The organism is Pseudomonas sp. TWI923 (genome assembly GCF_039673365.1).
Classification (GTDB): domain Bacteria; phylum Pseudomonadota; class Gammaproteobacteria; order Pseudomonadales; family Pseudomonadaceae; genus Aquipseudomonas; species Aquipseudomonas sichuanensis.
Window position 1 is genome coordinate 1 of the sequence record NZ_JBDJLM010000004.1, and the last position, 23,821, is coordinate 23,821.

Here is a 23,821-nt window from a genome sequence, read left to right on the forward strand (position 1 = left end):
TTTGCGGCCATCACGCCACACACGGCCGCTACTACTGTTTACCGCGTCATTAAGGTCGGCGCGCACTTGGGTCGCGATAGGGCTGCGCAGCAGCCCCGGCAGCCTTGAAAGTATCCCTAAGGTTCAAATCTTCGGTGGCCCCGGATAGCCACACGCGGCCCAGGCTTCCGGCCGCTCATACCAAGCCATCGACAACAGTTGCAGCAACGACGCATGCCCCTGGCGCAGCAGGTTCAGCGAACTACCGCCCCAGCGTGCGAGAAAGGCCTCCACAGCAGTGTTGCTGGCCTCGTTCCAACTGCCCCAGATGCCGGTCAGCGGCCCGCGGGTCAGCGGCAGGCTGAGCACGTCGAACAACTGCCGGGTGAGCTTGAGCATGGCCGGCGACAGCGCCGCCAGCTTGCCGTCGAGGCTGTGCAGCACCAGCGCTTCAGTGGCCTGGGTGCCGGCCAGCACCACGGGGATCAGGGCCCGCAACAGCGGCAGGTCATCATCGCGCAGCACCTGGTAATCCGCTGAAGGCGCTTGTTTCGAGCAGCCGATCAGGCTGGCGGTGCCGAGGAACACGCTGGCGCCCAGGCTGAACCTGAGCAGGTCGCGACGGTGCATGCGCAGCCTTCCTCGCTCAACGGATGAACAGTTTGTAGACCAGGCGCTGCAAGGCCTTGCCATAGGGCGGGTAAATCAACCGGGCAGCGTTCAGGCGCTGCTTGGCCAGCACCCCTTTGGCTTTGCTGAACGTCTGGAAGCCTTCATGGCCGTGGTAGTGCCCCATGCCGGAGGGGCCGACACCGCCGAATGGCAGGTCGTCCTGGGCCACGTGCAGCAGGGTGTCGTTGAGGCACACGCCGCCGGAATGGGTGTCGCGCAGCACCCGGGCTTGCTGGCCACGGTCGTAACCGAAGTAGTACAGCGCCAACGGGCGCGGGCGCTGGTTGATGTAGGCCAACGCCTGGTCCAGGTGGTCGTAAGGCACCAGCGGTAGCAAGGGCCCGAAGATCTCGTCCTGCATCACCTGCATGCTGTCGTTCACCTCCAGCACCAGGTGCGGCGGCAGGCGGCGGCCCTGGCGCGGTTCGTCGGGGTAGAGGTCGCGCACTTGCGCGCCTTGCGCGCGGGCATCGGCCAGCAGGCGCTCCAGACGGTCTAGCTGGCGCGGGTTGATGATCGCGCTGTAGTCGGGGTTGTCGGCGATGCGCGGGTAGAGCCTGTGCACCGCGCGCTGGTAGGCATCGGCAAAGGCATCCAGGCGTTCGCGTGGCACCAGCACGTAGTCGGGGGCGACACAGGTTTGCCCGGCGTTGAGGGTCTTGCCGAAGGCGATGCGCTCGGCGGCGGTATCCAGCGGTACATCCGCCGAGACGATGGCGGGCGATTTACCGCCCAGTTCGAGGGTGACCGGGGTGAGGTTGTGCGCTGCCGCCAGCATCACCTGCCGGCCGATGCTGGTGGCGCCGGTGAACAGCAGGTGGTCGAAGGGCAGGCGGGCGAAGGCCTGGCCGACTTCCACCTCGCCCAGCACCACGCTGACCAGGTCGCTGGGGAACACCCGTTCCAGCAGCGCCTTGAGTAGCAACCCTGTGGCCGGCGTGGCTTCGCTGAGCTTGAGCATCACCCGGTTGCCGGCCGCCAGCGCGCAGGTCAGGGGCCCGATGGCAAGGAACAGCGGGTAGTTCCACGGCACGATGATCCCCACCACGCCCAGCGGCTGGTACTGCACTTTGGCGCTGGCGGGCTGGAAGGCCAGGCCGACGCGCCGGCGCGACGGGCGCATCCAGCGTTGCAGGTGGCGTTCGGCATGGCGCAGGCCTTGCACCGAGGGCATCAGCTCGGCGAGCAGGGTCTCGTCGCGGCTGCGCCCGGCAAAGTCGCTGTCGATGGCCGCGATCAAGGCCTCCTGTTCACGTAGCAGTGCTTCGCGCAGGCTTTTCAGCCACTGCTGGCGCTGTGCCGCCGGTGGCATGGGGTTGCCGGCGAATGCCTGGCGCTGGTCGGCGAACATCGCCTCGAGCGTGCTGTCGCAAGTAACAGGGGGTGAGGTGATGATCGAGGTCATGGCGCAGGCACCCGTGGGAAAGAGTGAGTAGAGCCTATACTCTAATTCCTGCCAGGGTGAGTGATTTATCTGCCAGATCAGCGGACATTTGCGCTGCTGTGCCCTGACGCCACGGGGCGATAGCCCGTAAGATGCCCCATCATTTGAACGCACGGAGACTGGAGCTGAGCATGGCCCCGCGCATGAAGACCCGAGAACGCATCGTGCAGAACAGCCTGGAGCTGTTCAACCAGCAGGGCGAGCGCAGCGTCAGCACCAACCACATTGCCGCGCACATGGAAATATCGCCCGGCAACCTGTATTACCACTTCCCCAACAAGCAGGCGATCATCGCCGTGCTGTTCAGCCAGTACGAAGAGCTGGTCGACAGTTTCCTGCGCCCGCCCCAGGGCCGCGTCGCCACGGTTGAGGACAAACGCTTCTACCTCAAGGCACTGCTGGCGGCGATGTGGAACTACCGCTTCCTGCATCGTGACCTTGAACACCTGCTCGAAAGCGACCCGGAGCTGGCCGCCCGCTACCGGCGCTTTTCGCAGCGCTGCCTGCAGCAGGGCCAGGCGATCTACCGTGGCTTCGTCGAGGCCGGCATCCTGGCCATGGATGCCGCGCAGATCGAATCGCTGACCATCAATGCCTGGATCGTGTTGACCTCGTGGGTGCGTTTTCTCAGCACCACCCGCGAACATTCCGCGCACTTGGGTGAAGAAGCCTTCAAGCGCGGCGTCTATCAGGTGCTGGTGCTGGAGTTGGGCTTCGTCACGCCCGGCTCGCGCGCCGTTGTGGACACCTTGTGCGACGAATTCCATGTACCGTTCAACCAGGCCCTGGAGCACTGAACCAGCGCCTTCGAGCCCTTCATCAGGAGACTGTCATGCCCCTTGCGCAACTGATCACCCCGCAGCAGCTGGCCGAGCAACTGGACGCGCCCGGCCTGGTGATCCTTGACTGCCGCTTTGCCCTGGAAGATGTCGATTACGGCCAACGCAGCTATGCCCAGGGGCATATCGCCGGGGCGCATTTCGCCGACCTTGAGCGTGACCTGAGCGGGCCGGTGGTCAAGGGCCGCACCGGCCGCCACCCGTTGCCGGATCCGCAGCGGCTGGTCGAGCGCCTGCGTGAGTGGGGCGTGGACGATGACAGCCGGGTGGTGCTGTACGACGACGGCCCTGGTGCGTTCGCAGCCCGCGCCTGGTGGTTGCTGGCCTGGCTCGGCAAGCGCGAATCGGTGTACCTGCTCGATGGCGGCCTCAAGGCCTGGCACGCGGCGCATCTGCCGCTGAGCCTGGATCCGCCAGTCAAGCGTGAAGGCCAGTTCAGCGGCGAGCCGGACATGAAGCTGCTGATCGATGCCGGGCATCTGCTCAAGCGTCTGGGCGAGCCTGCGCTCACGCTGATCGATGCGCGCGCCTTGCCGCGTTTTCGCGGCGAAGTGGAGCCGATCGACCCGGTGGCCGGGCATATTCCGGGCGCCCAGTGCGCGGCGTTCACCGACAACCTTGGAGCGGATGGGCGCTTCCTGCCGGCCGAGCAGCTCAAGCAGCGGTTTGCCGAGAAGCTGGATGGGCGCTCGCCGGAGCAACTGGTGGCGTATTGCGGGTCTGGGGTGACGGCCTGCCACAACCTGTTCGCCCTGGCCCTGGCCGGGTACCCGCTGGGGCGCTTGTATGCCGGGTCGTGGAGCGAGTGGATCAATGATCCGCAGCGTGGGGTCGCGACTGGTGATTGATTGACGCAATCATCGCGGGGCAAGCCCGCTCCCACGCCGTTTGGTGCTGGCGTGGGAGCGGCGGTGCGCCGCTGCGACTTGCCCCGCGATGAGGTCTACCTCCCGTCTACCAGCCACTGCGGAATCCGCCGCTCCAGGTAGTACCCCGGGTTGCGCAGGCTGCCGTCGACGAACCCCACATGCCCACCGCGGCTGTGCAGCTCGAAATGCGTCTGCGGCGCCAGCTCGCTGGCGCTCGGTAAGCTGTGGTCGAACACGAACGGGTCGTCGCTGGAGTGGATGATCAGCGTCGGCGTGCGGTTTTCGCCCAGGTAGTAGCGGCTGGAGGCGCGCCGGTAATAGTCGTGGGCATCGTTGAAACCGTTGAGTGGCGCGGTCACCTTGCCGTCGAAATCCCAGAAGGTACGCAGGTTGCGCAGCGAGCCCAGGCGTTCGATCTCGGCCAGGCCTTGATGGTGCCCCTTGTCGCGAAAGTGCCGCTGCTTGTCCTGCACGTAAGCGAGCATCTCGCGCATGAAGTGTGCCTGGTAGACCTTGGAGAACCCCAGGCCGATGCGATCGGCGCACTGGTCCAGGCGAAACGGCACCGATACCGCCACCGCCGCCTCCAGCTGGCTGGCCGAACCGCTTTCTCCCAGATACTTGAGCAGCACATTGCCCCCCAGCGAGTAACCGACCGCATACAGCGGTGCCAGCGGCCTGCGGGCACGCAGGTGGCGGATGGTTTCGGCGAGGTCTTCGCTGGCGCCGGAATGGTAGCTGCGCGCCAGCAGGTTGGGTTCCCCCGAGCAGCCGCGCCAGTTGAGCGCCACGCTGGCCCAGCCGCGCGCTTGCAGCGCCTGCTGCAGGCCCTTGACGTAAGGCGAGTTGGAAGAGCCGGTCAGCCCATGCAGCACCAGTACCAGCGGCGCGCCGGCCTGGTGCGGGCCGTGCCAGTCCAGGTCGAGGAAGTCGCCGTCGGCCAGCCACAGGCGCTCGCGTTCACGGGGGAGTTCGGGGAGCTTGCGCCACAGCGGGCCCCACAGGGTTTGCAGGTGCGGATTGGCCAGGCCGGTGGCCGGGCGGAACGTGGCGGTGAGGCTGGGCATGCTGGGCGACTCGTGATGTGCCCGACTAGAGTGCCATGAAACACCGCCACTGTAATTGCGCTATTGGTCGATTGCGGTCAAGGCTGGCAGGGCTTTCTGCCCGGTGCGTGGGCCGATGCTGAGGCACACGCAGCGCTCGATGGCCAGCAAGCGCCTGGCCGCAGCCTGCACGGCTGCTGGGGTCAGTTGGGCAAGCTGTCGCAGGTAGACGGCATGGTGGTCTGCGGTAACCGTATCGGCGCCAAGGTCGGCCAGTTCCTTTGCCAGCGCCTTGTTGTCGGAAAATGAGCGGAGCAGGCCGCCTCCCAGTTGATTGATGGCAAGTTCCAGCTCGTCCTGACTCGGCCCGTGCTCGATGAAGCACTGGATGACCTGCTTCACCAGCTCCACAGAGGCATCAAGGTAGGCGGGGTCGATGTCCCAACTGATATACAGGAAGGTGGCCGCCCGGTAAGTGCGCAGATGGCTGTCGACACTGTAGGTCAGGTTGCGGCGCTCACGCAGTTCGGCAACCAGGCGCGACTCGTAGCCGGCGCCGAGTAGCTCGTGGGTCACGACCATGGCCGTGTACTCGGCGTCAGAGCGCTTCACGTCGAGGGGCAGGGCCAGGGTCACCTCGCAATTGCTGCCTGTTTGCTCCAGGTGGACGGCGATGGCCTCGTCCAGTGGGATTGCGGGTTGCGGTGGCGGGAGCGCGGGGTGGTTGCCTGGCAGTGCCTGGGTCAGCGTGTCGAGCATTTGCCTGGCCTCTGTGAGGCTCAGGTCTCCCACCAGTGTGATTTCCAGATTTGCGGCGGTATAGGCGCGTTGATGGAATGCCCTGACCTTGTCCACGTCGATACCGGCGACGCTGACGCTGGTGCCTGAGTAGTCGCGGCCATAGGCATGCTGCGGGAACAGGCAGCTGAGCATCTCCACGTCGATGCGTTGCGCGGGGCTGCTTTCGCGCCGCTGCAGGTACCGCAGCGCACGTGCCTGGATGCCGGAATATGCGGCTGCTTCCAGGGCTGGCCGGGCAACCATCGCGGTGAACAGTTCGAGCGCCGCTTCGCGCAACGGCGCCGCGCAGTGAGCGCTCAGGCCAATTCGCGCATGGTCGTGGCTGATGTCTCGTTGCACGCTTGCGCCGATGCCGCTGAGCCTTGCTGCAAAGCCCTGGGCATCCAGGCTTTCGATGCCTTGATCGAGCGCATACAGCGTAAGCGCCGCAAGGCCCGGGGTGTCGCCGTCCTGGCAAGCGCCAGCGTTGAAGCGCAGGCGCAGTTCGAACAGTGGTGAGCCCTGCCTGGCGATGAAGGCCACGCGGCTGCCATTGGCAGTGTTCCAGGTTTGGACTGACTGGGCCGGAGCAAGCAGGTGGCGGGTGTCGATGCTGGCAGCCGACTGCAGCGTGGAGAAATCAGCCGCTGCAAGACGGCCGGCAAGATCCGCGCAGGTCAATGACGGGAGTTCGTTTTCTTCGGTTGCAGTGCCCGGCGGTGCGAGCATGTGGGTAACCGCCATGCGCTCGTCGGCCAGGAACCGCTGTGCGGCCAACTGGATATCTTCAGCCGTGAGTGCGATCAGTGCCTGCAGGACCTGGTCATGCACCTCGGGCTTCAATCCGCTGAGGGCATACGCAGCGATGGATTCGGCCTGTTTGTGCGCTGTATCCCTGGCCTTGAGCTGCTCGGTCAGCAGCCGGAACTTGAGTGCGTCGAGTGTCTGAGCCCTGGGCGGCGTCTGTCGGACTGCATCGAGGATGTGCCGTATCTGCTCGATGGCCTGTTGTGGCGTGCCCTTGTCGGGGTTGCTGTAGGCATACAGCGTCAGCAATGTGTCTGCGCGGGTCAGGTGGTCATAGAAGGCTTCGATGCCTGTGAGCACTTGCCGATCACGGACCAGGCTGGCGTACAGCATCGAATCGGCACCTTTGGCCAACAGTTCCGGCAGCAGCATCAAGGCCGCTGCCGTGGTGGTCGATTCGGCAGTCGCAAGGCTCGGTACATTGAAGGACAGATAAAGGCCATCGCGCAGCCCAGGCTGTGTGATGGCTTGCTCACGTGGCTGGTGGGCTACCGTCAGCTGCGGAACGGGCAATTCAGGCAGAGCTGCCGCACCCCAAGGGCCGAAGTAGCGCTCGACCCAGCCCTGCAAGCGCGCCCGGTCGACGTTGCCAACCACTATCAGCGTCGCATTGTTGGGGTGGTACCAGGTGCGGTACCAGGTGCGTACGGTGTCGGGCTTCATGTAGTGAAGGTCCACGACATCACCGAAACTGGGCACGGCGTAGGGGCTGCTGCCGTGGGCCAGGCGCTTATGGTGTTCGAACGCCTGTTGTTCGGGGTCGTTGTCGAATTTGAGCCGGCGTTCATCGTTGATGGCCTTGACGGCCCGCTCGAAACCGTCCGCTGTGAGGCTGGCGTTGGCCATGGTGTCACCCAGGATCTCCAGTGCGACTTCCAGGCGCGCAGCCGGCAGTGTCACTTCGTAGAGGGTGCCGTCATCCTGGGTCGAGGCATTGGCCACGCCACCCAGTCGGCCGATGACTCGCGAAAACTGCCCGGGTGCGAGCTTGGCGCTACCCTCGAACAGCATGTGTTCGAGCAGGTGGGCCAGGTTGGTATGCCCCAAGGGGTCGTGGCTGGCGCCGACGTGATAGCAGAGTTGGACACAGGCCAGGGGGCTGCGCGGGTCTTCTTGCAGATAAACGTTCAAGCCATTGCCAAGAACGAAATGTTGCAGCGGCGGATTTGCTGCTGGGATCAGCGAAGAAAGGCTGACTGTCGGGGGGAGGGCCATGCTCGAAGTGCTCCGTCACGAGTGATGAGCGGAGCAGCTTCGGGCACTTCTGCCGGTGGGCGGTGTTACTTAAATCTTGCTGCGTTGCCAGAGCGCGTAATGCACCTGGCCAGTCTTTTTCTCGCGGTGCAGGCGCCAGTTGCCGGGCATCGGCAGGCTTGACGGCGCCGCCTCGCTTTCGGTGTAGATCCACGCCTGCTCGCGCAGCCACTGGCCCTGCTCCAGCAGGTTGCAGGTGTTGGCCAGCAGGTCCTGGTGGAAGGGCGGGTCGAGGAACACCAGGTCGAACTGCTGCTTGGCCGGGCCTTGCAGATAGCGCAGGGCGTCGGTTTGCAGGATTTGCCCGCGCGGGCAGCGCAGCAGTTCGAGGTTGTGCTTGAGGTTGGCGATGGCGGCCGGGTTGCTGTCCAGCGCCACGGCGTCTTGCGCACCACGGGACAGGGCTTCGAGCACCAGTGCGCCGCTGCCGGTGAAGGCATCCAGCACGCGGGCGCCCTCGATGTACAGCGCCAGCCAGTTGAACAGGGTTTCGCGCACGCGGTCTGGGGTGGGGCGCAGGCCGTCGCCTTCGGGGACGGCCAGGCGGCGGCTGCGCCACTCGCCGGCAATGATGCGCAACTGGCCGGGGCCTTTGCTGGCGCCAGGGGCGCTGCGCGCGGGGGTGTTGGGGCGTGCCATTAATGCTCCGGTACGCCGAGCGGCCGCTCGGCGGGTTTGTCAGTGGGGGCCGGCAGCGGCTGCTGTGCCACCTTCGGGCCGACGGTGACGATCACCAGCTTGTCCGCCGCCAGGTGCTTGTTCATGGCGGCCTTGACCTGTTCGACGGTCAGCGCCTGGGACTGCTGCATGAAGTCTTCCAGCCAGCTCAGCGGCAGGTTGTAGAAGCCGATTGCGCCCAACTGGCCGACGATACTGGCGTTGCTGGCATTGGACAGCGGGAAGCTGCCGGCCAGTTCGCGCTTGGCGTCGTCCAGTTCCTGTTGCGTCGGGCCGTTCTTGAGGTACTCGGCCAACAGGTCCTGCACCAGCTTGAGCGTGCCTTCGCTGAGCTCGGCACGGGTTTGCAGGTTGATCATGAACGGGCCGCGTACCTGCATCGGGCTGAACACCGAGTACACACCGTAGGTGAGGCCGCGCTTTTCGCGCACTTCGCTCATCAGCCGGGTACCAAAGGCGCCGCCGCCGAGGATCTGGTTGCCCAGCGACAGTGCGGGCCAGTCCGGGTCGTTACGGTCGATGCCAAGTTCGGCCAGCATCAGGTGGGTCTGTTTGGACGCAAAGTCGATGTGGGTCAGGCCTGGCTTGGGTTCAACCGGCTGCTCGGGCTTGGCCAGGGCCGGGCCCTTGGGCAGGCCGGCGGAAACCTGGGCGGCGATGGCTTCGGCTTCGCTGCGGCTGAGGTCGCCGACCAGCGCGATCACCGCGTTACCGGCGGCATAGGCCTTGGCGTGGAAGGCGCGCAGCTGATCGAGGGTGATGGCTGTGACTGTCTGGGCCGTGCCGTCGCTGGGGTGAGCGTAGGGGTGGCTGCCGTACAGGTTGGCGAACAGGGTCTTGCCGGCGATCTTGCCGGGGTTCTGCTTTTCATACTCGAAGCCGGCCAGCATCTGGTTCCTGATGCGCTTGAGGGCGTCATCGGGGAAAGTCGGCTTGCCCACCACCTCGGTGAACAGCTTGAGTGCCGGCTCGCGCTTGTCGGCGGCGCTGAGGCTGCGCAGCGAGGCCACGGCCATGTCGCGGTAGGAGCCGTTGCCGAAGTCTGCGCCCAGGCCCTCGAAGCCTTCGGCGATGGCGGTGACGTCCTTGCCGGCCACACCCTCGTTGAGCATGGCATTGGTCAGCGTGGCCACGCCTGGCGTCGTGCCGTCCTGGCTGCTGCCGGCGGCGAAGGTCAGGCGCAGGTCGAACATCGGCAGCTCGCGGGCTTCGACGAACAATACGCGGGTGCCTTCGGCGGTGGTCCAGTGCTGGATGTTCAACTGGCGGCGGCTGGGGGCCTTGCCGTCCAGTTCGGCCAGCGATTGCAGCGAGTTGGCCGGGCGGGCCGCGCCAACGGGCTGGCTGGCGCTGTCGGACTGGGCCGGGCGGGCCAGCAGCAGGGCGGTGGCCACCACCAGCACGATGATGCCAAGGCCCAACAGGGTGTAGCGGGGTGCGCTGCGGTCACTCATGAGCGGACTCCTCGGGCAGTACATGGGCAACGCTCAGGCGTTCGCGGGTGAAGTAGGTGCGGGCAGCGGCCTGGATGTCTTGCGGGGTCACGCGCTTGAGATCGTCGAGTTCGCTGTCGATCAGTTTCCAGGACAGGCCGACGGTCTCCAGCTGGCCGATGGTGGTGGCCTGGCTGCTGATGGAGTCACGGTCGTAGACCAGGCCGGCGATCACCTGGGCGCGCACGCGCTCGAGCTCTTCGGCGGTGGGTGGGGTGGTCTTGAGTTCGTCGAGCAATTGCCAGACGCCTTGCTCGACCTCGGCCAGGGTCTTTTGCTTCTGCACGTTGGGGGTGGCCGAGATCAGGAACAGGCTGTCGCCCCGGGTGAAGGCGTTGTAGCTGGAAGAGGCACCGGCCACCAGCTCCTGGCCGCGCTCCAGGCGCGCCGGCATGCGGGCGCTGTAGCCGCCGTCGAGCAGGGCGGAAATCAGCCGCAGTGCGTTGACCGTGCGCGGGTCCTTGGCGGTGGCCAGGGCCGGCACGTTGAAGCCGTAGATCAGGCTCGGCAACTGCGTCTGCACGTGCAGGGTCAGCTTGCGCAGGCCGGGTTCGGCCAGCTCCAGCGGCAACTTGCTGGGGGGCACGGCGCGCTTGGGGATGGGGCCGAAGTATTTTTGTGCGAGGGTTTTCACTTCGTCGGGGGTGACGTCGCCGACGACCACCAGGGTGGCGTTGTTCGGTGCGTACCAGGACTCGTACCAGTGGCGCAGCTCTTCGACCTTCATGCGCTCGAGGTCGGCCATCCAGCCGATGGTCGGGGTGTGGTAGCCGCTGGCCGGGTAGGCCATGGCACGGAACAGCTCGAAGGCTTTGGAGTTGGGCTGATCGTCGGTGCGCAGGCGGCGCTCTTCCTTGATCACCTCGATCTCGCGGCTGAACTCGTCGGTCGGCAGGCGCAGGCTGGCCAGGCGGTCGGCTTCCAGTTCGAAGGCCACCGGCAGGCGGTCGCGGGCCAGCACCTGGTAATAGGCGGTGTAGTCGTCGCTGGTGAAGGCGTTCTCTTCGGCGCCCAGGTCACGCAGGATGCGCGATGCTTCGCCAGGGCCGAGCTTGGCGCTGCCCTTGAACATCATGTGCTCCAGGGCGTGGGACAGGCCTGTCTGGCCTGGGGTTTCGTAGCTGGAACCGACTTTGTACCAGATCTGCGAAACCACCACCGGGGCACGGTGGTCCTCGCGTACGACCACTTTCAGGCCGTTGTCGAGGATGAATTCATGGGTGGGTTGCACATCGGCGGCGAAGGCCGCAAGCGGCAGGCACAGCGTGCCGAGCAACAGGCCAGCGGCGCGGCGGGCTAGAGCATTCATACGGTGTTTAACCTGTTCTGCGGCCCGCTTGGGTTTAGCGTCGGCGGGCCAGGAGGTGCTAGGATACTGATCCGGTTGCCTGGCGACCATGCCTGTCGCCGTTCTGGCCCGCAGGCCCTAAAGACAAAACGTTGCGCATGAACCAGTCGGTTACAAAATAGTCTGTTCTGCGTGACTCAAGAATTCCCGATGCGCCACTGCTGGCGCATCGCTACCCTGAGATAGCCGTCTTCCATGTTTGGTTCCAACGACGACAAAAAAGCGCCGGCTGCGGCTGGCGAGAAGAAAGGCCTGTTCAGCTGGTTCCGCAAGAAGCCGGAACAACCTGTCGCCGAACAGCCGCAAACCCCAGAACCGCAGGCCACAGAGCCGGCCGCACTGCAGGTGCCTGCTGCCGAGCCGCTGCCGGCGGCAGTGCCCGAGCCCGTAGTGGTCGAGCCTGTGCCGGAGCCAGTGGTTGAGACACCGCAGCCAGCGTCGGTGCCCGAGCCAGTGGTCGCCACGCCGCAATATGCGCCTGCCGCTGCCCCTGTGGTTGTTCAGCCTGAGCCTGTGGTTGCCGCACCCGTAGAGCCAGCACCGGCCGAAGTGCCTGCGGCCCCGGTCAGCAACCTGGTACTGCCTGTCGCCGAAGAACCGGTGGCACTGGTTGAGGACCTGGAGCCGAAGGCGCCGCCTGCCATTCCCGCTCGCCCGCTCGTCGAGCCGGCTGCCACTGTCGCAGCGGCCCCGGCGCCGGTTGTCGAAGCCCAACCGGTCATCGCGCCGACCCCGGTAGAGCCCGAGCCCGTTGCCGCGGCTGCCGCCGAACCGTCCAAGCCCGGTTTCTTCGCCCGTCTCAAGCAGGGCCTGTCGAAGACCAGCGCCAGCATTGGCGAGGGCATGGCCAGCCTGTTCATGGGCAAGAAGGTCATCGATGACGACCTGCTCGACGAAATCGAAACCCGTCTGCTGACCGCCGACGTCGGCGTCGAGGCCACCTCGGCCATCGTCCAGAACCTCACCCAGAAAGTCGCCCGCAAGCAGCTGGCCGATGCCGACGCGCTGTACAAGTCGCTGCAGGAAGAGCTGGCCGCGCTGCTGCGCCCGGTCGAGCAGCCGCTGAAGGTCGAGGCGCAGAACAAGCCCTACGTGATCCTGGTGGTCGGCGTGAACGGCGCCGGCAAGACCACCACCATCGGCAAGCTGGCGAAAAAGCTGCAGCTCGAAGGCAAGAAGGTCATGCTCGCCGCCGGCGACACCTTCCGTGCCGCCGCCGTGGAGCAGCTGCAGGTATGGGGCGAGCGCAACCAGATCCCGGTGATCGCCCAGCATACCGGCGCCGACTCGGCTTCGGTGATCTTCGACGCCGTGCAGGCCGCCAAGGCGCGCAACGTCGATGTGCTGATCGCCGACACCGCCGGGCGCCTGCACACCAAGGACAACCTGATGGAAGAGCTGAAGAAGGTCCGTCGGGTGATCGGCAAGCTCGACGCCGAGGCGCCCCACGAGGTGCTGCTGGTGCTCGACGCCGGTACCGGGCAGAACGCCATCAGCCAGGCCAAGTACTTCAACCAGAGCGTGGAACTGACCGGCCTGGCCCTGACCAAGCTGGACGGCACCGCCAAGGGCGGGGTGATCTTCGCCCTGGCCAAGCAGTTCAACATTCCGATCCGCTTCATTGGTGTGGGCGAGGGTATCGATGACCTGCGCACCTTCGAGGCTGAACCTTTCGTCAAGGCACTGTTTGCCGAGCGGGAACCTGCATGATCCGATTCGAACAGGTCGCCAAACGCTACCCCAACGGCCACGTCGGCCTGCATGAGCTGAGCTTCCGGGCGCGGCGTGGCGAGTTCCTGTTCGTCACCGGCCACTCCGGCGCCGGCAAGAGCACCTTGTTGCGCCTGTTGTTGGCCATGGAACGCCCGACCAGCGGCAAGCTGCTGCTGGCGGGGCAGGACCTTGGGCAGATCAGCAACGCGCAGATCCCGTTCCTGCGCCGGCAGATCGGCGTGGTGTTCCAGAACCACCAGTTGCTGTTCGACCGCACCGTGTTCAACAACATCGCCCTGCCGCTGCAGATCCTCGGGCTGTCCAAGGCCGAGATCGCCAAGCGCGTCGACTCGGCGCTGGAGCGTGTGTCGTTGAGCGACAAGGGCGAGCTGTTCCCGGCCGACCTGTCCACCGGCCAGCAACAGCGCGTCGGTATCGCCCGGGCGATCGTCCACCAGCCGGCACTGCTGCTGGCGGACGAGCCCACCGGTAACCTCGACCCGCGCCTGGCCGCCGAGATCATGGGCGTGTTCGAAGACATCAACCGCCTGGGCACCACCGTATTGATCGCCAGCCACGACCTGGCGCTGATCGCGCGCATGCGCCACCGCATGCTGACGCTGCAACGCGGCCGCTTGATCGGCGATGGGGAGGCCGGGCAATGAGCACCACACGTACACCAAAGGTTTCCGAGCGGGTCGCACCCAAGCCCGCCGACCCACAACCGGCGAAGAAAAAGCGCGGCGACCACGACGATGATGGCCCGGACTTCAGCACCTTGCTGCACGCCTGGCTGGAAAGCCACCGTGCCAGCCTGGCCGACAGCCTGCGCCGCCTGGCCAAGCAGCCGATCGGCAGCTTCTTCACCTGCTTGGTGATGGCTGTGGCGCTGAGCATGCCCATGGGCCTGTCGCTGCTGCTCAAGAACGTCGAGAAGCTCGGCGGTTCGTGGCAGCGCGCGGCGCAGATTTCCCTGTACCTCAAGCTCGACGCCAGCAGCCGTGATGGCGAAGCATTGCGTGACGAGATCAAGGGCATGCCGGGCGTTGCCGAGGCCCAGTACGTCAGCCGTGAGCAGGCGCTGGAAGAGTTCCAGCAGCAGTCTGGCCTGGGCGAAGCCCTGCGCGAGCTGCCGGACAACCCGCTGCCCGGCGTGGTGGTAGTGACCCCGAGCGAAGTCGACAAACCGGCTCTGGAAGCGCTGCGTCAACGCCTGGCAGAGCTGCCACGGGTGGAAGCGGCACAGCTGGACCTGGTCTGGGTCGAGCGCCTGGCGGCGATCCTCAAGCTGGGTGATCGTTTTGTCTTCGGCCTCGCGGTGATGCTTATTTCCGCGTTGCTGTTAGTAATCGGTAACACAATTCGTCTACATATCGAGAACCGCCGCGTCGAGATCGAAGTGATCAAGCTGGTGGGCGGCACCGACAGCTACGTGCGTCGGCCTTTCCTCTACATGGGGGCGCTGTATGGCCTGGGTGCCGGGGTGCTGGCCTGGGGGATCCTGGCGTTCGGCCTGAACTGGCTCAACGACGCGGTCGTCGGGCTTTCCGGCCTGTATGGCAGCGATTTCGCCCTGGGCGGAGTGCCGGCCGCCGATGGTCTTTCCCTCTTGATCGGCGCGGTGCTGTTGGGGTATATCGGTGCATGGATCGCGGTGGCTCGGCATCTGAACGAGCTGGCACCACGATAATGTTTCATCGCCAGCATTGACTTTTTTTCATCCAGGAACTTGTCTCGCGGTTCCGGGTCTATGCTGGCAGTGCCCACAAGGCACGAGTCTGTAAGTCGGAGGTACTTGAATGACCACATCGTTGCAACCTGCCTATGCCCTGGTACCCGGTGCAAACCTGGAAGCCTACGTGCACACGGTCAACAGCATCCCGCTGCTGACGGTCGAGCAGGAGCGTGATCTGGGCGAGCGTCTCTATTACGAACAGGATGTCGAGGCCGCCCGGCTAATGGTGATGGCCCACCTGCGTTTCGTCGTCCATATCGCCCGTAGCTATGCTGGCTATGGTCTGGCCCAGGCCGACCTGATCCAGGAAGGCAACGTCGGCCTGATGAAGGCGGTAAAACGGTTCAACCCGGAAATGGGCGTACGTCTGGTGTCCTTCGCGGTGCACTGGATCAAGGCCGAGATCCACGAGTTCATCCTGCGCAACTGGCGCATCGTCAAGGTGGCTACCACCAAGGCCCAGCGCAAGCTGTTCTTCAACCTGCGCAGCCAGAAGAAACGCCTGGCCTGGCTGAACAATGACGAAGTGCATCGCGTGGCAGAAAGCCTGGGCGTGGAGCCCCGCGAAGTGCGTGAAATGGAAAGCCGCCTGAGCGGCCAGGACATGGCCTTCGACCCGGCAGCCGAAGCCGATGACGACAGCGCCTTCCAGTCGCCCGCGCATTACCTGGAAGACCACCGCTACGACCCGGCTGTGCAGCTGGAGGACGCTGACTGGAGCGACAATTCCACCAGCAACCTGCATGAAGCCCTGCAGGGCCTGGACGATCGCAGCCGCGACATTCTCTACCAGCGCTGGCTGGCGGAAGAGAAGGCCACGCTGCATGAGCTGGCAGACAAGTACAGCGTTTCGGCCGAGCGTATTCGCCAGCTGGAGAAGAACGCAATGAACAAGGTCAAGGCACTGATCGCGATCTGATCGGCGCCCTGGCTGGATTGAAAAACCGCTGCTCTCGCAAGAGGCAGCGGTTTTTTGTTGAGATGGATCGCAGGGCCCTGTGGGAGCGGCTTTAGCCGCGAACACCAGCGAAGCTGGTGCCATCCACCGCGTTGCCTTTTTCGCGGCTGAAGCCGCTCCCACAGGTTACTTGATGCCCTTGCGAGCGCAGCTTAAAGCCTGCGCGACGCATCCAGCTGCATCAGGTAGCTCGGCCCACCCAACTGGCTCATCTGCCGGCGAATCCACCCCGCGCGGCTGGCTACATAGGTACTTGGCCGGCTGGCGCTCCATTTGATCGGGCTCGGCAGCACGGCAGCGAGCAGTGCGGCCTGTTGTCGCGTCAGGCGGCTGGCATCCACGCCAAAGTGATAGCGTGCCGCCGCCTGGGCGCCGAACACGCCCTTGCCCCACTCGGCGCTGTTCAGATACACCTCGAGAATCCGCTCCTTCGACCAGAACAGCTCGATCAGTGCGGTGAACCAGGCCTCCAGGCCCTTGCGCAGCCAACTGCGCCCGGACCACAGGAACATGTTCTTGGCCACCTGCTGGGTCAGGGTGCTGGCGCCACGGACCTTGCCGCCCCGTTCGTTGTAGGCCAGCGCCGCCTGGATGGCCGGGATGTCGAAGCCCCAGTGGTTGGCGAACTTCTGGTCTTCACCGGCGATGACCGCCACCTTGAGCTCATCCGAGATCTCTTCCCAGGGGGTCCAGTCGCGCTGCAGGTCGATCGGCTCGCCACTGAACCATGACTCCACCTTGCGCTCGACCATCAGCGCCGTGCCGGGCGGCGGTACCCAGCGCAGTACCAGCACCACGGCAATGCTTGCGACAGCGAACCAGAGCAGGCCGCGGGTGAAGTGGCGCAGTAAGGATGACAGCATGGTGATGGCTTGGCCGGACCGTTGGAACGGGCCATTATACAGACCCCTTTCGAGGAGTCGTCCCATGCTTCGCAGCTTCCTGATGCTCGCCGCCTTCTTCGGGTTCACCGGTGTCGCGCTCGGCGCCTTTGCCGCCCATGGCCTGAAGAGCCGCCTCAGTGCCGACTACCTGGCGGTCTTTCACACCGGTGTCACCTACCAGTTGGTGCATGCCCTGGCGATCCTCGCCGTGGCCGTGCTCTCGGTGCACCTGCCCGGGCGCCTGGTGGGCTGGGCGGGCGGTCTGTTCGCGCTGGGTATCGTGTTGTTTTCCGGCAGCCTCTACGTGCTCACGCTGACGGGCCTGGGCAAGCTCGGCATGATCACCCCGCTGGGTGGCCTGTGCTTCCTCGCCGGCTGGTTGTGCCTGGGTCTGGCCGCCTGGCGCCTGGGCTGACCGAGTGGTCCACAATCGCGACTAATGGCGCGCTCCACCCTTGGGTTGCAAGGCTGATCGGGGCTAGAATGCCTGCCCCAACGAACAATGGTGGCCGTGCGCATGCGCATTCAACTGAACGGTGAACCTTACGAACTGCCCGCGAGCGAGAGCGTCGCGGCCCTGCTCGGCCGGCTCGAGCTGGCTGGCCGCCGGGTGGCGGTGGAACTGAACCTGGACATCGTGCCGCGCAGTCAGCACGAGAGCACGCTGCTGAGCGAGGGCGACCAGGTTGAAGTGGTCCACGCCATCGGTGGTGGTTGAGCAAGCCCGGCGTTTCACCCGTAAGCCCCGTAACCTTTCCTGAGGAACATCGATGAGCAACGTTCGCAGCGACAAGCCCTTCATCCTGGCCGGGCGCACCTTCCAGTCGCGCCTGCTGGTCGGTACCGGCAAGTACCGTGACATGGAAGAAACCCGCCTGGCCACCGAGGCCTCGGGTGCCGAAATCGTCACCGTCGCCGTGCGCCGCACCAATCTGGGCCAGAATGCGGGTGAGCCGAACCTGCTCGACGTGCTGTCGCCGGACAAGTACACCATCCTGCCGAACACCGCAGGCTGCTTCGATGCGGTGGAAGCCGTGCGCACCTGCCGCCTGGCCCGTGAGCTGCTCGATGGTCGCAAGGGCCATGAGTCCCGCACGCTGGTCAAGCTGGAAGTGCTGGCTGACCAGAAAACCCTGTTCCCCAACGTCATCGAAACCCTCAAGGCCGCCGAAGTGCTGGTCAAGGAAGATTTCGACGTGATGGTCTACACCAGCGACGACCCGATCATCGCCCGCCAGCTGGCCGAAGCCGGCTGCATCGCGGTGATGCCCCTGGCCGGCCTGATCGGTACGGGCCTTGGCATCTGCAACCCGTACAACCTGCAGATCATCCTCGAGGAATCCAAGGTGCCGGTGCTGGTCGATGCCGGCGTGGGTACCGCCTCCGACGCCACCATCGCCATGGAGATGGGCTGCGAGGCGGTACTGATGAACTCGGCCATCGCCCACGCCCAACAGCCGGTGCTGATGGCCGAAGCCATGAAGCACGGCATCCTGGCTGGGCGCATGGCCTACCTGGCCGGCCGCATGCCCAAGAAACTCTACGCCAGCGCCTCTTCGCCGCTGGATGGTCTGATCAAGTAAGAGCCCCAGATGACTGAATCGCAAGAAACGCCGATCACCGCCGACGGCGAAGATCGTCCGCACCGTCGCATCAAGAGCTTCGTGATGCGCGCCGGGCGCATGACCGAAGGCCAGCAACGTGGCCTGGAGCAGGGCGGCCCGCTGTTCGTCCTGCCGCTGGCCGACAGCCCGGTGGACTACGACCAGGTGTTCGGCCGTTCGGCGCCGCGCACACTGGAGATCGGCTTTGGCATGGGCCATTCGCTGCTGGAGATGGCTGCGGCCTCGCCCGAGCTGGACTTTATCGGTGTCGAAGTGCACCGCCCGGGTGTCGGCGCTTTGCTGAACGGCGTGCTCACCCAAGGCCTGAAGAACCTGCGGGTGTACGACTGCGACGCCATCGAAGTGCTCAACCGCTGCGTGGCCGACAACAGCCTCGACCGCTTGATGCTGTTCTTCCCCGACCCGTGGCACAAGGCACGTCACCACAAGCGCCGTATCGTCCAGCTGGAGTTCGCCGAGCTGGTGCGTCGCAAGTTGAAACCCGGTGGCGTGTTCCACATGGCGACCGACTGGGAGCCCTATGCCGAATACATGCTGGAAGTGATGAGCGCAGCACCGGGCTATCGCAACCAGGCGGCTGATGGCGCCTACGTGCCACGCCCCGAAGAGCGCCCGATCACCAAGTTCGAGCGCCGCGGCGAGCGCCTTGGGCACGGCGTGTGGGACCTGAAGTTCGAAAAACTGGCTTGACCCTCCCCCTGCCAGAGGCGCCGGTGCGCCTCTGGCCCCTCATCACATCGCGTAAAGGATTGCGCCTTGAAGCCTCGGGTTCTGTTACCGCTGATAGGCCTGGTCGTTGCCGTCTGCCTTGTGCTCGTCGTGTTACTGCGTGAACCTCTTTCGCCCTCTGAGCAACACCTCGAGCGTGCCGTGGCCTTGGTACAACAGGCCAACGTGAATTTGCAGGCGCTTGCCGAAATCGAGGCCGGCGGCGAAGCCATCAGTACTGAACAGTTGATGCCGATGAGCGAATTGATGGATGAAGCGCGCGCGCACATCGAGCTGGCAGCGCAGGCGGGCAACACCTTGGCGCTGTTCTGGCAGTCCAACATGCAAACCTCTGCGGACCGGCGCGACATGGCACGCAGGCAGGCCTCCTGTGCGCGTTTGCATCAGGCTGTAGAGCAAGGGTTTCTGGCGGCAGCGGTCGCCTATTACTACCGTTGCGCGCCAACCTCCGACAGCTTTGACTTCATGGGCGCAGAGCAAGTCGCCTTGCTTGAGGTGTTGAAAGCGGCGTTGCAACGGGATGATCCGTTCCAATCGCTCTATCCGCAGCTTTTGCGTGAGGTGCATTGTTTCAGACCGGCTACCGACATTGCTTCGGCCCTGCCCTCGGTGTCACTTACAGTGGGCGAGATGCTGGAGAAGTCCAGACAAGTGTTTTCATACGACCAGTTCAAAGCCGAGGCGCTTTATTTGTTGGCCACTCATCCCGCCATCTGGCAGCAGACACCAATGACCGAGCGGCTGGCGATGTTGCGCGAGGCTGAGTCTTTGGGGTGCGGGCGTGCATCTGGCTGGAGGCAAAGGCTGGAAGCTCGCACCGGCTCTTGATCCTGTTCAAGGCCACGAGGGGCGGCCTTTTAGTCAGCCGCTTCGACCAGCGCCGCAAGGGCGCAAATAGCAAATGTTATGACCTGCTGGCAGGGTCGAAATGTGAGCCTCCTGTTCCTGGGCATTACGCTCGGACAAATCAGGAGACCTTTCATGATCGCTACACGCCTGTTGCGCGTTGCATTGACCTTCACCACTGCCGCTGCCTGCTTGAGCGTCACTGCCCAGGCATCTTCCCCTGCCACGGAGCAAAGCCTCGATCGCTCCGCCATCGCCCGGTACGAGCGGACCTTGAATACAGCATCGTTACTCTACGGGCCGGCAGTAACCCAGCAGAGCACGGCTTTTCTGATCGACAACGGTAACGATGCCGCGCCTGCGCTCCTCGTGGGCAGTGGTCATGCGGTATTTAAACGGCCCCAGATTGCCGGCGGACAGCTTGCGGGGCTGGGGCGCGTCACTTTCGAGAGCGTCGCCGGGGCGGCATTCGATGTCGTGCATACTCGCTACGCCTCGCGACGCGGCCTGGATTTTGCCGTGTTCGAGTTGCAGCAGACCCAGGGGGCACTCAAGGCACTCGGTATCATGCCCATGGTGCTGGCCGGACGCCAAGCCACCGAGGGCGAGACGATAACCGTGGGCGCCAGGGTGAGCGGGGTCACTTCGGGTAGCGCCAGATGGCCGACGCAGGAACTGGTGCGGATCGACTTGAAGACCGGGCGGGGCTTTCTGCAACGGCATCTGTTGTTGATGGAGGACGCCTGGTTGCAGCCCGGCGACTCTGGCAGCCCTGTCGTAGAACAGGCAGCGGGTGCGGTTCTCGCTGTTGCTCACAGCAGCAACCCTCTGGGGAGCGAAGCGTCGGACTTGAGTTTCTTGCCAGCCTGCCTGAACAACGGGGCGTTCGACGTCAATGCTGCCGGCTGCGGCTTGAGCAACCAGTTCGATGTTGCGTTGGAAGAGGGGGACGAACGCATGATCTACAAGGTCGGCAGCAGCGCCAGGGTGATCAGCCAGGTTTTATACGCGACCACGACGTTGTACCAGGCCAAGCTCGCCCAATGGCCGGACCAATGCGAGCAGGGCGAAGGCTATGGCCCGGTGCAACAATCAGGAAGTCCAATCAATGTCCCTATCGAGGGCTTCACCCTGGCGCCCGAGAATCCGACAGTGCTGGCGTTATGTGTCTGGGGGCGCGAAGCAGCCGGGCCGGAGCCGGCGAACCGCAATGCCCTGGCGTTGCCTGTGGTGGTGCACCCTGCAGGCCCGGCCAGCCAACCCGAGTTGGAAATCGACCCGCCATATAAGGATAGGAAGGGCCGCAATGCCTACCTTGTGTCTGTCGAGCCTGAGCAGATCCTGCTCCGGCGGGTCGAGCTCAAGAGTGGCCCCTGGGATACCACTGACTGTGCCGATGAGTCGGGTTACCGAGCATTGGCTGGCACACGAAAGGAGGCGGTGACGGAAGATACCCGCCTATGCGCGGTCGGCGTCGATTACGCGGGGCAGCGTTCGCAACCGCTGGAAACTAAATTGTTGCCGTGACGCAAATCTGCAACGAATCAAAACCGCCCTGCCAAAGGCGGTTTTGATTTGGCGTCACCCGCGCCGGTCAGCCACCACGCCAATCAATACCAGCACCACCAGCAACACCGGTGCCAGCGCATAGTTGTTGAACTGCCCCAGCCCTTTGACGATCCACGGTGTGGCATAGATCAGCGCCGCGCCGCTGCCGATCATTACCAGCAGCGCCATGAACGGCACGCGCAGGGCGCCGGCCAGGCCGCCCAGGCGCCCCTCGACCCAGCCCTTGATATCGGTGCCGAACAGCACCAGCAGGCAGCCCACCAGGGCCAGCGAGATCTCCGACAGGTTGCTGCGGCTCCAGCGGGAGACGGTCGAGAGCAGGTCAAGTACCAGGTCCATGGGTCATCCTTAATTCAAGAAGTACTGCAGCAGGTCATTGAGGAACAGCTGGCCGCGCGGCGTGGCCGCCAGTCGATCCGCTTCGACCTGCAAAAGGCCCTTTTGTTCGGCGGCGCGGCGGGCTTGCGCGAGTTGCGCCAAGGGAAGCCCCGTGCGTTGCGTGAACAGCTCGGCTTCCACCCCCTGGGTCAGGCGCAGCGCGTTCATCAGGAACTCGAAGGGTAGCTCATCGACCGGCAGCAACTTCTCGCCTGCCTTGAAGGGCTTGGCCGGGTTCAGGTAGTCCTTGGGCAGGCGGGTCTTCCAGGTGCGCAGGATGCGCCCATCGGGGAACGACAGCTTGCCGTGGGCACCGGCACCGATGCCGATGAAGTCGCCAAAGCGCCAGTAATTGAGGTTGTGCCGTGCGGCGCGCCCTGGCTGGGCGTAGGCCGACACTTCGTATTGCTGGTATCCGTGCTCGGCCATCAGCGCCTGGCCGGCTTCCTGGATATCCCAGAGGATGTCGTCCTCGGGCAGCTCGGGTGGCTGGTTCCAGAACACGGTGTTGGGCTCGACCGTCAGCTGATACCAGGACAGATGCGTCGGCGCCAGTTCGATGGCCTGGCGCAGGTCGCCAAGCGCGTCGTCCAGTGACTGGTCAGGCAGGCCGTGCATCAGGTCCATGTTGAAGTTGTCGAAGCCGGCCGCGCGAGCCATGTCGGCGGCGCGCACCGCTTCAGCGCCGTTGTGGATGCGCCCGAGCTTCTCAAGCTTGGCTGGCTGGAAGCTCTGTACGCCGATGGACAGCCGGTTGATGCCGGTCTGCCGATAGGCCTTGAACTTTTCCTGTTCGAACGTGCCCGGGTTGGCTTCGAGGGTGATCTCGATGTCCGCGGCAAACGGGATGCGCTGCTCGACACCCCGCAACAGGCGGCCAAGCGCAGCCGCGCTGAACAGGCTGGGGGTGCCACCGCCGAAGAAGATGGTGCTGATCGGCCGACCCTGAACGGCATGCATCTCCTGGTCGAGGTCGGCCAGCAGGGCATCGATATATTCGTCTTCGGGCAATGTGGGCCCTGCCTGGTGCGAGTTGAAGTCGCAATAAGGGCATTTGCGCACGCACCAGGGGATGTGGATGTACAGCGACAGCGGGGGGAGGATCAGGCCCGCCGGCTGTACCAACAGCTTTTCACTCATGCCAGGCCCAGACGCTGACGCAGCAAGGCCATGGCGCGGGCGCGGTGGCTGAGCTGGTTCTTGTCGACGGGTGCCAGGTCGGCACTGGAGCACTTGCGCTCCGGGACCCAGAACAGCGGGTCGTAGCCGAAACCATGCTCACCGCTGGCCTCGAACAGGATGCTGCCATGCCACAGGCCTTCGCAGAGAATAGGCAGCGGGTCGTCGGCATGGCGCACCAGCGCCAGTACGCAGACGAACTGCGCGCCGCGCTGTTCCTTGGGCACATCCTTCAGCGCTTCAAGCAGCTTGGCGTTGTTGGCCGCGTCGCCCTTGCCATCGGCGTAGCGTGCCGAATAGATGCCCGGCGCGCCGCCGAGGAAGTCCACCGCCAGGCCCGAGTCGTCGGCCAGGGCCGGCAGGCCGGAAATACGTGCGGCGTTGCGCGCCTTGAGGATGGCGTTCTCGACGAACGACAGGCCGGTTTCTTCCGGCTCTACCTGGCTGAATTCACCGATCGAACGCAGATGCACGGAGTCGCCGAGCATGGCCTGCAGTTCCTTGAGCTTGCCGGCGTTATGGCTGGCCAATACGAGTTGCTGGAAATTCATCATTCGCCTGGGAACACTTCCTGGTTGAAGCTGAGTTGATTGCTGACGCCACCGGTTTCGACATTCAGGTCGAAGGTCAGGGTTTCAGCCTGGTCGATCTTGAACTGGGCGATGTAGTACACCGCGCCCTGGTCGGTGATCAGCTTGAACGACAGCGGGCTGCTGCGCCCCGTTAGGTCCTTGACCGTGCCGCTGACCACCGAGGTGGCCGGCTTGCCGCCCTTGAGCACGGCGATATTGAGCACGCCCTGGTTCTTGCTGCGGGTTAGGCCGGTGGCGGCAGCGATGTCCGGCTGCAGCATGCTCGAGGTGAAGGCGCTGTAATGGACCGTCACGTCGCCGAACACTTCCTTGCGATCGGGCTTGGCGGCATCGGCAGCCAGCACCGGCAGGGCCAGGCACAGGCTGATCAGAAACAGTGCTAGTCGACGCATGATCCCATTCC

24 protein-coding genes are annotated in these 23,821 nt (G+C 64.7%); 12 read left to right on the forward strand and 12 right to left on the reverse strand.

The genetic code is table 11. From position 1 onward, the window contains the following. Positions 1-123: 123 nt before the first annotated feature. The gene (locus ABE459_RS02845; RefSeq protein ID WP_322359595.1) at positions 124-609 is read right to left on the reverse strand and encodes a twin-arginine translocation pathway signal protein; all 486 of its coding nucleotides are present in this window, start codon (positions 607-609) and stop codon (positions 124-126) included. Between the two features lie 16 nt (positions 610-625). Continuing rightward, on the reverse strand, positions 626-2,056 hold the full coding sequence (locus ABE459_RS02850; RefSeq protein WP_323830797.1) for a coniferyl aldehyde dehydrogenase: 1,431 nt from the start codon (positions 2,054-2,056) through the stop codon (positions 626-628). Between the two features lie 170 nt (positions 2,057-2,226). On the opposite strand from ABE459_RS02850, the gene ABE459_RS02855 reads away from it, so the two are divergent. Next, the gene (locus tag ABE459_RS02855) at positions 2,227-2,892 is read left to right on the forward strand and encodes a TetR/AcrR family transcriptional regulator (RefSeq protein WP_110996027.1); all 666 of its coding nucleotides are present in this window, start codon (positions 2,227-2,229) and stop codon (positions 2,890-2,892) included. 35 nt (positions 2,893-2,927) lie between these two features. After that, complete coding sequence (locus ABE459_RS02860) at positions 2,928-3,782, forward strand: sulfurtransferase (RefSeq protein WP_323830796.1); 855 nt, start codon at positions 2,928-2,930, stop codon at positions 3,780-3,782. 95 nt (positions 3,783-3,877) lie between these two features. On the opposite strand, the gene ABE459_RS02865 is transcribed toward ABE459_RS02860, so the two are convergent. The 5 genes from ABE459_RS02865 to ABE459_RS02885 all read right to left on the reverse strand — a co-directional run bounded on the left by ABE459_RS02865 (position 3,878) and on the right by ABE459_RS02885 (position 11,170). Continuing rightward, positions 3,878-4,870, reverse strand: coding sequence for a hydrolase (locus ABE459_RS02865; protein ID WP_323830795.1), 993 nt, complete (start codon positions 4,868-4,870; stop codon positions 3,878-3,880). A gap of 60 nt (positions 4,871-4,930) precedes the next feature. Next, positions 4,931-7,651: a pitrilysin family protein gene (locus tag ABE459_RS02870; RefSeq protein WP_346647911.1), complete on the reverse strand. Its 2,721-nt coding sequence runs from the start codon at positions 7,649-7,651 to the stop codon at positions 4,931-4,933. Between the two features lie 69 nt (positions 7,652-7,720). Then, the gene (gene rsmD, locus ABE459_RS02875; RefSeq protein ID WP_323830793.1) at positions 7,721-8,329 is read right to left on the reverse strand and encodes a 16S rRNA (guanine(966)-N(2))-methyltransferase RsmD; all 609 of its coding nucleotides are present in this window, start codon (positions 8,327-8,329) and stop codon (positions 7,721-7,723) included. Continuing rightward, the gene (locus ABE459_RS02880) at positions 8,329-9,822 is read right to left on the reverse strand and encodes a pitrilysin family protein (protein WP_323830792.1); all 1,494 of its coding nucleotides are present in this window, start codon (positions 9,820-9,822) and stop codon (positions 8,329-8,331) included. Before ABE459_RS02880 ends, rsmD begins: the two co-directional genes overlap by 1 nt. Then, the gene (locus ABE459_RS02885; protein ID WP_346647912.1) at positions 9,815-11,170 is read right to left on the reverse strand and encodes a pitrilysin family protein; all 1,356 of its coding nucleotides are present in this window, start codon (positions 11,168-11,170) and stop codon (positions 9,815-9,817) included. Before ABE459_RS02885 ends, ABE459_RS02880 begins: the two co-directional genes overlap by 8 nt. A 234-nt stretch (positions 11,171-11,404) precedes the next feature. Here ABE459_RS02885 and ftsY point away from each other — a divergent pair, with 234 nt between their 5' ends. The 4 genes from ftsY (at position 11,405) to rpoH (ending at position 15,576) form a co-directional block, all read left to right on the forward strand. Next, the gene (ftsY, locus tag ABE459_RS02890; RefSeq protein ID WP_323830790.1) at positions 11,405-12,919 is read left to right on the forward strand and encodes a signal recognition particle-docking protein FtsY; all 1,515 of its coding nucleotides are present in this window, start codon (positions 11,405-11,407) and stop codon (positions 12,917-12,919) included. After that, positions 12,916-13,587, forward strand: a complete 672-nt coding sequence (gene ftsE / locus ABE459_RS02895) for a cell division ATP-binding protein FtsE (RefSeq protein WP_011531723.1) — start codon at positions 12,916-12,918, stop codon at positions 13,585-13,587. Before ftsY ends, ftsE begins: the two co-directional genes overlap by 4 nt. Beyond that, positions 13,584-14,612, forward strand: a complete 1,029-nt coding sequence (gene ftsX, locus ABE459_RS02900) for a permease-like cell division protein FtsX (protein ID WP_125465933.1) — start codon at positions 13,584-13,586, stop codon at positions 14,610-14,612. The genes ftsE and ftsX overlap by 4 nt, the downstream gene beginning before the upstream one ends. 109 nt (positions 14,613-14,721) lie before the next feature. After that, entirely contained in the window at positions 14,722-15,576 is an 855-nt protein-coding gene (gene rpoH, locus ABE459_RS02905) for an RNA polymerase sigma factor RpoH (RefSeq protein ID WP_125465932.1), read from the forward strand. 191 nt (positions 15,577-15,767) lie between these two features. Here rpoH and mtgA read toward each other — a convergent pair whose 3' ends face one another. After that, a complete protein-coding gene (mtgA, locus tag ABE459_RS02910) occupies positions 15,768-16,478 on the reverse strand; it encodes a monofunctional biosynthetic peptidoglycan transglycosylase (protein ID WP_323830789.1) in 711 nt (236 codons plus the stop codon). 64 nt (positions 16,479-16,542) lie between these two features. Between mtgA and ABE459_RS02915 the strand changes: the two genes are divergently transcribed. The 6 genes from ABE459_RS02915 (at position 16,543) to ABE459_RS02940 (ending at position 21,226) form a co-directional block, all read left to right on the forward strand. Continuing rightward, the gene (locus ABE459_RS02915) at positions 16,543-16,914 is read left to right on the forward strand and encodes a DUF423 domain-containing protein (protein WP_125465930.1); all 372 of its coding nucleotides are present in this window, start codon (positions 16,543-16,545) and stop codon (positions 16,912-16,914) included. 102 nt (positions 16,915-17,016) lie between these two features. Beyond that, positions 17,017-17,217 carry a sulfur carrier protein ThiS gene (gene thiS / locus ABE459_RS02920; protein WP_110996034.1) on the forward strand — a complete coding sequence of 67 codons (201 nt, stop codon included), beginning with the start codon at positions 17,017-17,019 and terminating at the stop codon, positions 17,215-17,217. Positions 17,218-17,269: 52 nt separating this feature from the next. Further along, complete coding sequence (locus tag ABE459_RS02925; protein WP_110996015.1) at positions 17,270-18,082, forward strand: thiazole synthase; 813 nt, start codon at positions 17,270-17,272, stop codon at positions 18,080-18,082. A gap of 9 nt (positions 18,083-18,091) precedes the next feature. After that, positions 18,092-18,814: a tRNA (guanosine(46)-N7)-methyltransferase TrmB gene (gene trmB, locus ABE459_RS02930; RefSeq protein ID WP_110996014.1), complete on the forward strand. Its 723-nt coding sequence runs from the start codon at positions 18,092-18,094 to the stop codon at positions 18,812-18,814. Between the two features lie 66 nt (positions 18,815-18,880). Continuing rightward, positions 18,881-19,681, forward strand: coding sequence for a hypothetical protein (locus ABE459_RS02935; protein ID WP_323830788.1), 801 nt, complete (start codon positions 18,881-18,883; stop codon positions 19,679-19,681). A 153-nt stretch (positions 19,682-19,834) separates the two neighbouring features. After that, positions 19,835-21,226, forward strand: a complete 1,392-nt coding sequence (locus tag ABE459_RS02940) for a hypothetical protein (protein WP_323830787.1) — start codon at positions 19,835-19,837, stop codon at positions 21,224-21,226. A gap of 54 nt (positions 21,227-21,280) precedes the next feature. Here the strand turns inward: ABE459_RS02940 and ABE459_RS02945 are convergent, their stop codons facing one another. The 4 genes from ABE459_RS02945 to ABE459_RS02960 are packed head-to-tail and all read right to left on the reverse strand — an operon-like array spanning position 21,281 to position 23,810. Then, complete coding sequence (locus ABE459_RS02945; protein ID WP_011531731.1) at positions 21,281-21,607, reverse strand: DUF3392 family protein; 327 nt, start codon at positions 21,605-21,607, stop codon at positions 21,281-21,283. Between the two features lie 9 nt (positions 21,608-21,616). After that, positions 21,617-22,786 (reverse strand): radical SAM family heme chaperone HemW, encoded by a 1,170-nt coding sequence (gene hemW / locus ABE459_RS02950; protein WP_323830786.1) that lies wholly within the window; start codon positions 22,784-22,786, stop codon positions 21,617-21,619. Next, on the reverse strand, positions 22,783-23,379 hold the full coding sequence (rdgB, locus tag ABE459_RS02955; RefSeq protein WP_110996011.1) for an RdgB/HAM1 family non-canonical purine NTP pyrophosphatase: 597 nt from the start codon (positions 23,377-23,379) through the stop codon (positions 22,783-22,785). The genes hemW and rdgB overlap by 4 nt, the downstream gene beginning before the upstream one ends. Beyond that, complete coding sequence (locus ABE459_RS02960; protein WP_323830785.1) at positions 23,376-23,810, reverse strand: DUF4426 domain-containing protein; 435 nt, start codon at positions 23,808-23,810, stop codon at positions 23,376-23,378. Before ABE459_RS02960 ends, rdgB begins: the two co-directional genes overlap by 4 nt. Positions 23,811-23,821: the final 11 nt, after the last annotated feature.

What these genes read in the sequence shown, in the direction of transcription:
- ABE459_RS02925 (WP_110996015.1), top strand. Translation starts at nt 17,270, where the DNA reads ATGAGCAACGTTCGCAGCGACAAGCCCTTCATCCTGGCCGGGCGCACC.
- rdgB (WP_110996011.1), bottom strand. Translation starts at nt 23,379, where the DNA reads ATGATGAATTTCCAGCAACTCGTATTGGCCAGCCATAACGCCGGCAAG.
- ABE459_RS02940 (WP_323830787.1), top strand. Translation starts at nt 19,835, where the DNA reads ATGATCGCTACACGCCTGTTGCGCGTTGCATTGACCTTCACCACTGCC.
- ABE459_RS02880 (WP_323830792.1), bottom strand. Translation starts at nt 9,822, where the DNA reads ATGAGTGACCGCAGCGCACCCCGCTACACCCTGTTGGGCCTTGGCATC.
- ABE459_RS02870 (WP_346647911.1), bottom strand. Translation starts at nt 7,651, where the DNA reads ATGGCCCTCCCCCCGACAGTCAGCCTTTCTTCGCTGATCCCAGCAGCA.
- ftsX (WP_125465933.1), top strand. Translation starts at nt 13,584, where the DNA reads ATGAGCACCACACGTACACCAAAGGTTTCCGAGCGGGTCGCACCCAAG.
- ftsE (WP_011531723.1), top strand. Translation starts at nt 12,916, where the DNA reads ATGATCCGATTCGAACAGGTCGCCAAACGCTACCCCAACGGCCACGTC.
- rpoH (WP_125465932.1), top strand. Translation starts at nt 14,722, where the DNA reads ATGACCACATCGTTGCAACCTGCCTATGCCCTGGTACCCGGTGCAAAC.
- thiS (WP_110996034.1), top strand. Translation starts at nt 17,017, where the DNA reads ATGCGCATTCAACTGAACGGTGAACCTTACGAACTGCCCGCGAGCGAG.
- ABE459_RS02945 (WP_011531731.1), bottom strand. Translation starts at nt 21,607, where the DNA reads ATGGACCTGGTACTTGACCTGCTCTCGACCGTCTCCCGCTGGAGCCGC.
- ABE459_RS02865 (WP_323830795.1), bottom strand. Translation starts at nt 4,870, where the DNA reads ATGCCCAGCCTCACCGCCACGTTCCGCCCGGCCACCGGCCTGGCCAAT.
- ABE459_RS02860 (WP_323830796.1), top strand. Translation starts at nt 2,928, where the DNA reads ATGCCCCTTGCGCAACTGATCACCCCGCAGCAGCTGGCCGAGCAACTG.
- ABE459_RS02850 (WP_323830797.1), bottom strand. Translation starts at nt 2,056, where the DNA reads ATGACCTCGATCATCACCTCACCCCCTGTTACTTGCGACAGCACGCTC.
- ftsY (WP_323830790.1), top strand. Translation starts at nt 11,405, where the DNA reads ATGTTTGGTTCCAACGACGACAAAAAAGCGCCGGCTGCGGCTGGCGAG.
- ABE459_RS02915 (WP_125465930.1), top strand. Translation starts at nt 16,543, where the DNA reads ATGCTTCGCAGCTTCCTGATGCTCGCCGCCTTCTTCGGGTTCACCGGT.
- ABE459_RS02845 (WP_322359595.1), bottom strand. Translation starts at nt 609, where the DNA reads ATGCACCGTCGCGACCTGCTCAGGTTCAGCCTGGGCGCCAGCGTGTTC.
- ABE459_RS02960 (WP_323830785.1), bottom strand. Translation starts at nt 23,810, where the DNA reads ATGCGTCGACTAGCACTGTTTCTGATCAGCCTGTGCCTGGCCCTGCCG.
- trmB (WP_110996014.1), top strand. Translation starts at nt 18,092, where the DNA reads ATGACTGAATCGCAAGAAACGCCGATCACCGCCGACGGCGAAGATCGT.
- hemW (WP_323830786.1), bottom strand. Translation starts at nt 22,786, where the DNA reads ATGAGTGAAAAGCTGTTGGTACAGCCGGCGGGCCTGATCCTCCCCCCG.
- mtgA (WP_323830789.1), bottom strand. Translation starts at nt 16,478, where the DNA reads ATGCTGTCATCCTTACTGCGCCACTTCACCCGCGGCCTGCTCTGGTTC.
- ABE459_RS02885 (WP_346647912.1), bottom strand. Translation starts at nt 11,170, where the DNA reads ATGAATGCTCTAGCCCGCCGCGCCGCTGGCCTGTTGCTCGGCACGCTG.
- ABE459_RS02855 (WP_110996027.1), top strand. Translation starts at nt 2,227, where the DNA reads ATGGCCCCGCGCATGAAGACCCGAGAACGCATCGTGCAGAACAGCCTG.
- rsmD (WP_323830793.1), bottom strand. Translation starts at nt 8,329, where the DNA reads ATGGCACGCCCCAACACCCCCGCGCGCAGCGCCCCTGGCGCCAGCAAA.